Here is a 7,506-nt window from a genome sequence, read left to right as displayed (position 1 = left end):
CGGGGGCAACTGACCCAGGGCATTTTCCAGATTTTCGTAGCTGAAGAAGAACACCCCACGCGGTCCTTCGGGCGTCTTAATCGTGAGGAAGGGCTTGGTGAAAAACACGGGCACATTCAGCCCTTCACTGATCTGCTTCTCGGTGAGCCCCTGATTCTTCAGGATCTTTACAGCTTGGGCGCGATCGCTTTCGTTGCCAATAATCGGAGCCACAAGGGTTTTCTTCTTGTCTTTGAGCTGCTTGTTGAGCTCCGTCACCTTCTCGTTCATCACGTTGAGAGGCAGAGCCACCACACCGGCTTTGAGAGAAGGGTTGCTCTTGTTCAAGGCCGCCAGCTGCTGATTGGCTTTGGCGCTCTCGAGGTAAAGGGGCAACACCAGGTCCTGATCACGGGGGATCGGTAGAGGCACACCTTTGGAGTCGGTGATCACAAACACCGGCACCACCTGCAGCTTCTTGATCGCGTCTGCCTCAGGGATCGCCTGAGCCGGGGCAGACAAGAGCGACAGCGCAGCCATCGCCAGGCCTGCGCTCAGCGCTACGGAGCCGAATTTGCGGCTCAGGAGGTGGCGCATGGCGGTGCGGCGTGACTGCATGCGATGAACTGTGGAAAGGCTGAGCCTAGTCAGGGAAATCCACCTAGCTTTCAACGGCTGGACGGTGCCGGCCATGACCACTGCAGAACAGCCCAGAGCGGTTGCAGCTTCACCAAGGGTGATTGGTCTGCGCCGCTCGGCTGGGGCGGCCGGTTGGCCAAGGCAGCTGGGTCTGGTGGCTGGGATCGCTGCTGCGCTGCTGGGCAGCCAGACCCTCGCCGCCAGCAGCCCACTCCGCAGCGATGTGCGTCTGCTGCTGCCCAGCGAAGGCTTGTTGGCGGGGCTCGGCGATGGCCTGCGGCGGGGCTACAGCCTGGCCATGGAGGAAAGCCGCAGCTGCGGCGTGCAGCCGCCCAGCCTGCAAGTGGGCTGGCTACCGCCCGGTGCCGATCCCCAGACCCCCGTGGGGGCAGCCCCCCGCAGCCACCTACTGGTGGCACCACCCGCAGCTCCCCTCCCCGCCTATGGCCTGCTGGCCGAACAGCAACGGCTGAGTGTGCTGCTGCCCTTGCAGCGAGGCGTTTCTCTCGAAGGCCTGCCGCAGCTACGCGGCTCAGATCGGCTCTGGCCACTGATGCCGGGACGCAGCCTGGAGGCTGATCGCCTGGCCCAGGCACTGCTGGCCGACAGGATCAAACGGGTGATAGTGGTGCGCGATCGCAGCGCCGAGAGCAAGGCCCTCACCGATCGCTTCGTGGCCAGCTTCGCCAATGGCAACGGGGATGTGATCGGCCCTACCGCCGCACCCATCAGCCTGCAGGGCGATGACCGTGCCGCCATGGCGCAGCTGGTGAAGGATGTGGACTGGTACCGCCCGCCAGCCCTGGTGGTGATCACCCAGCCCGCCAGCGATCTGGCCAAGGCGGTGCGCACCGCCAACTGGCCCCCCACTCTGCTCTTGGCCTGGAGTGCTCCGGTTGAGCAGCCCCTGGCGATCGAGCAGTTGGGAGTGAATCCCCTCAGCCGCGGACCGGGCTGGAACTCCTTTGCTCAGCGCTTTGAGCAGCGCTGGGGATACAAACCTGGCGTGGTGGAAAGTGCGGGCTACGACAGCGGCCTGATGAGCGCCCTGGCCTCCGTGCAAGCCGGAGGCCGCAGCGGTTGGGATCTGCAGTGGTTCAGCGCCAATGCCAAACCGCAGCCGTTGTGCACAGCGCTGAAACTGCGCGCTGAGGGTGCGAAGGTTCGGCCCCAGGCCGCCAGCAGCCAATTCGATCTCAGCCCCGCAGTGCCGCCATCGGCGCAATTGCCATTGAGTCGTGGCTGAGCTGGTGCTGCCGCTGGAGGCCGCCAGCCTCGAGGCCATCGCCGAGGTGGGGGGCAAGAACGCCTCCCTGGGGGAGATGATCCGCCAGCTCTCAGAGCAAGGGGTGCGGGTACCCGGAGGCTTTGCCACCACCGCCACGGCCTATCGCCACTTCATCGAAGCGGGCGGGCTGCAGCAGCAGCTGCACACCATCCTCGATGGCCTCGACGGCCACGACATCGCTGCGCTGCAGGCTGCCGGAGCGGCAGCTCGAGCCCTGCTGCTGGCTGCGCCTGTGCCCAGCGATCTCGAGCAGGCGATCCTCAGCAGCTACCGCCAGCTGGGATCGCCTGCGGTGGCCGTGCGCTCCAGCGCCACTGCAGAAGATCTACCGGATGCCTCCTTCGCCGGCCAGCAAGAGACCTACCTCAATGTGGAGGGGGAACAGGCGCTGCTGGCGGCCTGCCGGCGCTGCTTCGCCTCCCTGTTCACCGACCGGGCCATCTCCTACCGCCAGATCAACGGCTTTGATCACTTCGAGGTAGCCCTCGCGATCGGCGTGCAGCGCATGGTGCGCGCCGATCTGGCCTGCTCCGGCGTGATGTTCAGCATCGACACCGAAACCGGTTTCCGCAACGCCGTGTTGCTCACCGCCGCCTATGGCCTGGGGGAGAACGTGGTTCAGGGGGCGGTGAACCCCGATGAGGTGCTGATCTTCAAACCCACCCTGGAGCAGGGCTTTGCGCCAATCGTGAGCCGTCGGCTCGGCAGCAAGGCGATCCGGATGGTGTATGGCGAGTACGGCTCCACCCGCAACGTGGAGGTGCCGCCAGCCGAACGCCACCGCTTCGCCCTCACCGACGGAGAAGCCCTGCAACTGGCGCGCTGGGCTTGCCTGATCGAGCGGCACTACAGCGCACGCCGCGGCCAGCCCACCCCGATGGACATCGAATGGGCCAAGGACGGCGTCACCGGTGAGCTGTTCATCCTCCAGGCCAGGCCTGAAACGGTGGAATCCCGCCGAAGCACCACGCTGCTGCGCAGCTGGCAGCTCGAACCCCACAACGCGGAACTGCTCTGCACGGGCCGTGCCATCGGCGCCTCGGTGAGCAGCGGCAGGGCCCGCATCCTGCGCCACCCCTCCGAAATCCAGCGGTTCGAGCCGGGTGATCTACTGATCACGGAGCGTACCGATCCCGATTGGGAGCCGATCCTCAAGCGGGCCAGCGGCGTGGTCACCAACCAGGGCGGCCGCACCTGCCACGCAGCGATCATTGCCCGCGAGATGGGAATCACCGCAATCGTGGGCGCTGGCGATGCCACCGAGCGCATCGCCGATGGCACCACGATCACCGCCAGCTGCTGCGAAGGCGATCAGGGCCGTGTGTATCGCGGAGCGCTGCCCTTCCATGTAGAGGAGCGCGACATCGGCGAGCTGCCCCCCACGCGCACCCGCATCCTGATGAACGTGGGCAACCCGGAGGAGGCGTTTAGCCAGGCGGCGATTCCTTGCGACGGGGTGGGGCTGGCACGGCTTGAGTTTGTGATCGCCAACCACATCCGCGTGCATCCGATGGCGCTGTTGCAGCCCGAACGGCTCCGCGACCCCGCCGAGCGCCAGGCGATCGACGCCCTCACCGCCGGCTATGAGGACCCCGCCGACTACTACGTGGACCTGCTGGCCCAGGGCATGGGGCGGATCGCCGCGGCCTTTTATCCCAGGCCGGTGATCCTGCGATTTTCCGATTTCAAAAGCAACGAATACGCCAAGTTGCTGGGGGGCAGCAGCTTTGAACCCAGTGAGGAGAACCCGATGATTGGCTGGCGGGGGGCCTCCCGCTACTACGCCGAGGGGTTCCGCGAAGCCTTCGCCCTGGAGTGCAGGGCCCTCAAGCGGGTGCGGGAGCAGATGGGGCTCATCAATGTGATCCCGATGGTTCCCTTCTGCCGCACCCCCGAAGAGGGGGATCGGGTGCTAGCCGAGATGGCACGCGAAGGGCTGGTGCGGGGCGACAACGGCCTGGAGGTGTACGTGATGTGCGAGCTGCCAAGCAACGTGATCGCCGCGGAGGCCTTCGCTGAACGCTTCGATGGCTTCTCGATCGGCTCCAACGACCTCACCCAGCTCAGCCTGGGGCTCGATCGCGATTCGGCCCTGGTGGCTGATCTGTTCGATGAACGCAACGCCGCGGTGGTGGAGCTGATCCGCATGGCGATCCGCAGCGCCAAACGCTGCGGCAGGAAGATCGGCATCTGCGGCCAGGCGCCGAGCGATCACCCGGAATTCGCCGAAATGCTGGTGCGCGAAGGCATCGATTCCATCAGCCTCAACCCCGACGCCGTACTCAAGACGCGCTTGAAGGTGGCTGCGATCGAGGCCGAGCTCAAGGGCAGCTGAAGCGAGCTGCAGCAGAGCAACAGCTGCCAGACGCGCAAGCTCTGCCTAGCTTGGAAAGAGCCGGCCTGGGCTTGCCATGGCGACGTTGGAGCAGGGCTTCGCCGCGCTCGATCCGGTGCTGCAGCGCCACGGCCATCAGGCCCATGGCCTCATTGAGGTGCTTAACCGTGCTCAGCAGCTTTACGGCCACCTGAGCGAGCCGCTGCTGCGCTACATCGCCCGGCAACTACAACTGCCCTTCAGCCGGGTGCAGGGCACGGCGAGCTTCTACCACCTGTTTCGCTTTGCGCCGCCGGCGCGCCACAGCTGCCTGGTGTGCACCGGCACCGCCTGCTATGTGCAGGGGGCGGTGCAACTCCTGGCCGAACTGAAGGCAGCACCGCTGGATGGGCTGGGTGTGGAACTGGGCTCGGTGCGCTGCATCGGCACCTGCAGCGGAGCCCCTCTGGTGGTGGTGGATGGAGCGGTGTGGAACCACGTCAACGCGAGCGCCGTGCTGAAGCAGCTGCAGGAGTTGGCGTGATGAGCAGCTGCCTCCGGCTCTGCACCGCCGCCAGCTGCCGCAGCCGCGGTGCCTTGGCACTGCTGGAGAACAGCGATCGCCCGGTGAAGGAGGTGGGTTGTCTCGGCCCTTGCAGTGAAGGGCCACTAGCGGCCATGGGGGATCAGCTGCTGTCGCTGCAGCCGGCCGAGAACAACACCATTGGCACCACGCTGGAGGCTGCGCTGGCCTCAGGCCGCAAGATCAGGGCGGAGGATCCGTTTCTGAAGCTGCAGCGGCGCCTGGTGCTGGCCCGCTGCGGGATGGTGGATCCGTGCTGCATCCATGACGCCCTGGCCCAGGGCGCCTATCAGCAACTGAGGGCGGTGGTCGCCGCAGACGATCCGAGCTCCGTGATCGAAACGGTGCGTCGCAGCGGCCTGCGGGGGCGGGGTGGCGCCGGCTATCCCACAGGGCTGAAGTGGGCCACCGTGGCGGCCATGGCCGGTGCCCGCAAGGTTGTTGTGTGCAACGCCGATGAGGGCGACCCCGGCGCCTTCATGGATCGCACCTTGATGGAGGGCGATCCCCACACCCTGCTGGAGGGCATGGCAATCGCCGCCTTCGCCGTGGGCGCCAAGCAGGGCTACATCTACGTGCGGGCTGAATATCCACTCGCGATCCAGCGGCTGCGCGCGGCGATCGCCGCGGCCGAAACCCACGGCTGGTTGGGTACGACTATCAGCGGGAGCCGTTTCAGCTTTGAGATTGAGCTGCGGGTCGGGGCAGGCGCCTATGTGTGCGGGGAAGAAACGGCGCTGATCCACTCGATTGAGGGTCGCCGCGGCGTACCGCGGCCCAGGCCGCCCTATCCGGCCGAGCACGGCGTGTTCGGGTTGCCCACACTGATCAACAACGTGGAGACCTTCGGCAATATCCCGGCGCTGCTGCGGCTGGGGGTGGAGGCCTACGGCGCGGGCACCAAGGTGTTTTCGCTCACCGGCCATGTGCGGCGCAGCGGTGTGCTCGAGGTGCCGATCGGCACGCCCCTGCGCACGATCGTGGAAACGATGGGTGGGGGCGCCCCGCCCGGCCGCAGCATCAAGGCCGTGCAAACGGGCGGCCCCTCAGGCGGCTGCGTACCCGCCTGCGCCCTCGACACACCCGTGGATTACGACTCGCTCAAGGCCCTCGGCGCGATCATGGGCTCAGGCGGGATGGTGGTGCTCGATAACACCACCAACATGGTGGATCTCGCCGCCTTCTTCATCGCCTTCAGCCGCGAGGAGTCGTGCGGGAAGTGCATCCCCTGCCGCTCAGGCACGGTGCAGCTGGAGATGCTGCTGCGCAAATTGCTGGAGCGCCGAGGCAGCGCCGCTGATCTCAGCCAGCTCGAATCGTTGTGCCACACCGTGGCCGACGCCAGCCTCTGCGGCCTGGGCCAGAGCGCCCCGAAACCGGTGCTGAGCACGCTGCGCCATTTCCGCAGCGACTACCTGGAGCTGCTGCGGCCGGCGGAGGTGGGGCGATGAGTGTCTGCACACTGCAGATCAATGAGCGCGATGTGGCCGTACCCACCGGCACAACGCTGCTGGAGGCTGCCCGCCAGGCGTGCATCCCGATCCCCACCCTCTGTTTTCTGGAGGGGCTCTCAGCGGTGGCCGCTTGCCGGCTGTGCCTGATGGAGGTGAGGGGAGCCGATGGGCGTGAAGAGCCGCGCCTGCTGGCGGCTTGCGTCACCAACGCCGCGGAGGGCATGCGCGTGCACACCCAGACACCACGGCTGCAGGAGATCCGCCGCACGGTGATCGAACTGCTGTTCACCGAAGGCAACCACGTGTGCGCCATCTGCGTGGCTAATGGCCACTGCGAGCTGCAGAACCTGGCGGTGGAGGTGGGCATGGATCACAGCCGCCTGCCGTATCGCTTCCCCGAGCGGCATGTGGATCTCTCCCACGCTCAGTTCGGGCTCGATCACAACCGCTGCATCCTCTGCACCCGCTGCGTGCGGGTGTGCGACGAGGTGGAAGGCGCCCACGTGTGGGATGTGGGCTGGCGCGGCGAACACTGCCAGATCATCAGCGGCCTTAGGGAACCCTGGGGTGCTGTGGAGGCCTGCACCCACTGCGGCAAGTGCGTGGATGTGTGCCCCACCGGAGCCCTGTTCCACAAGACCAACACCAGCGAGGAGAAGCACAGCCACCCGGAGCGTCTTCAAACCCTGGTGCATGCCCGCACCCATCAGGAGTGGAGCCCATGACGAAGACAAGGCTGGCAACGGTTTGGCTGGCGGGCTGCTCCGGCTGCCACATGTCGTTTCTTGATCTCGACGAATGGCTCCTGGAGCTCGCTGATCGCGCTGACATCGTCTACAGCCCGGTGGGATCGGACCAGAAGCTCTACCCCGAGAACGTGGATATCGCCCTGATAGAAGGCGGGGTGGCCAACACCGACAACCTCGAACTACTGCAGCGGGTGCGCGCCAACACCCGCACCCTGGTGAGCTTCGGCGACTGCGCCATCACTGCCAACATCCCGGGCATGCGGAACATGCTGCGGGGCAGCGATCCGGTGCTGCGGCGCGCCTACCTGGAGCTCGCCGATGGCAGCGGCCAGCTGCCCCATGCTCCAGGCATCCTGCCGGAGCTGCTGGAGCGGGTGTTGCCGGTGCATGAGCTGGTGCCGGTGGAGGTGTATCTGCCGGGCTGCCCGCCGCCAGCCGAGCGGATCCGCGCCGCTCTGGAGCCGTTGCTGCAGGGCGAGATGCCGCAGCTGAGCGGCAGC

Annotated in this window: 7 protein-coding genes; 6 read left to right on the top strand and 1 reads right to left on the bottom strand. The window is 66.4% G+C overall.

The genetic code is table 11. The features are described from left to right. Positions 1-597, bottom strand: a 597-nt coding sequence (locus tag ACIQ2E_RS10660) for a Tic22 family protein (protein ID WP_398330064.1), incomplete at its 3' end; no start/stop codon positions are given. Positions 598-670: 73 nt separating this feature from the next. On the opposite strand from ACIQ2E_RS10660, the gene ACIQ2E_RS10655 reads away from it, so the two are divergent. The 6 genes from ACIQ2E_RS10655 to ACIQ2E_RS10630 form a co-directional block, all read left to right on the top strand. Further along, complete coding sequence (locus tag ACIQ2E_RS10655) at positions 671-1,864, top strand: histidine kinase (RefSeq protein WP_398330061.1); 1,194 nt, start codon at positions 671-673, stop codon at positions 1,862-1,864. After that, on the top strand, positions 1,857-4,241 hold the full coding sequence (ppsA, locus tag ACIQ2E_RS10650; protein WP_398330058.1) for a phosphoenolpyruvate synthase: 2,385 nt from the start codon (positions 1,857-1,859) through the stop codon (positions 4,239-4,241). Before ACIQ2E_RS10655 ends, ppsA begins: the two co-directional genes overlap by 8 nt. Before the next feature lie 76 nt (positions 4,242-4,317). Further along, a complete protein-coding gene (locus tag ACIQ2E_RS10645; RefSeq protein WP_398330055.1) occupies positions 4,318-4,764 on the top strand; it encodes an NAD(P)H-dependent oxidoreductase subunit E in 447 nt (148 codons plus the stop codon). Next, complete coding sequence (locus ACIQ2E_RS10640; protein ID WP_398330052.1) at positions 4,764-6,254, top strand: NuoF family protein; 1,491 nt, start codon at positions 4,764-4,766, stop codon at positions 6,252-6,254. Before ACIQ2E_RS10645 ends, ACIQ2E_RS10640 begins: the two co-directional genes overlap by 1 nt. Next, positions 6,251-6,982: a bidirectional hydrogenase complex protein HoxU gene (hoxU, locus tag ACIQ2E_RS10635; protein WP_398330049.1), complete on the top strand. Its 732-nt coding sequence runs from the start codon at positions 6,251-6,253 to the stop codon at positions 6,980-6,982. Before ACIQ2E_RS10640 ends, hoxU begins: the two co-directional genes overlap by 4 nt. Continuing rightward, positions 6,979-7,506: oxidoreductase (locus ACIQ2E_RS10630; protein ID WP_398330046.1), on the top strand; the 528-nt coding region annotated here is incomplete at its 3' end. The genes hoxU and ACIQ2E_RS10630, both read left to right, overlap by 4 nt.

It is taken from the genome of Vulcanococcus sp. (genome assembly GCF_044369115.1).
In the GTDB taxonomy this organism is placed as follows: Bacteria; Cyanobacteriota; Cyanobacteriia; order PCC-6307; family Cyanobiaceae; genus Vulcanococcus.
This window is presented reverse-complemented; position numbering and strand designations above follow the sequence as displayed.

Coding starts and splice junctions, on each gene's coding strand:
- ACIQ2E_RS10655 (WP_398330061.1), top strand. CDS start 671: ATGACCACTGCAGAACAGCCCAGAGCGGTTGCAGCTTCACCAAGGGTG.
- ACIQ2E_RS10645 (WP_398330055.1), top strand. CDS start 4,318: ATGGCGACGTTGGAGCAGGGCTTCGCCGCGCTCGATCCGGTGCTGCAG.
- ACIQ2E_RS10640 (WP_398330052.1), top strand. CDS start 4,764: ATGAGCAGCTGCCTCCGGCTCTGCACCGCCGCCAGCTGCCGCAGCCGC.
- hoxU (WP_398330049.1), top strand. CDS start 6,251: ATGAGTGTCTGCACACTGCAGATCAATGAGCGCGATGTGGCCGTACCC.